The sequence below is a fragment of the Citrobacter sp. TBCS-14 genome (genome assembly GCF_005280805.1).
GTDB classification, from domain to species: Bacteria; Pseudomonadota; Gammaproteobacteria; order Enterobacterales; family Enterobacteriaceae; genus Citrobacter; species Citrobacter gillenii.
Genome location: NZ_SZWM01001168.1, coordinates 295 through 559, shown reverse-complemented (window position 1 = coordinate 559; position 265 = coordinate 295). Strand labels below are relative to the sequence as shown.

1 protein-coding gene is annotated in these 265 nt (G+C 53.6%); it reads left to right on the top strand.

From position 1 onward, the window contains the following. A partial coding sequence (locus FDX22_RS32155) for a nickel-dependent hydrogenase large subunit (RefSeq protein ID WP_255433071.1) occupies positions 1-265 on the top strand: 265 nt, incomplete at both ends.

Genomic DNA, 265 nt, shown 5'->3' with positions numbered 1-265 from the left:
GTGGTTACATTACTAATGAAGATCTGTCGACCTATCGTCCGATCACCTCTCACTCCGATGAGTACCTGATCAAAGGGATTCAGGAGAGTGCGAAACACGCGTGGTACAAAGACGAAGCGCCGCAGGCCCCGTGGGAAGGCACAACGGTTCCTGATTACACCGGTTGGTCAGATGACGGCAAGTACTCCTGGGTTAAAGCGCCGACTTTCTACGGGAAAACGGTTGAAGTGGGTCCGCTGGCTAACATGCTGTGTAAACTGGCGGC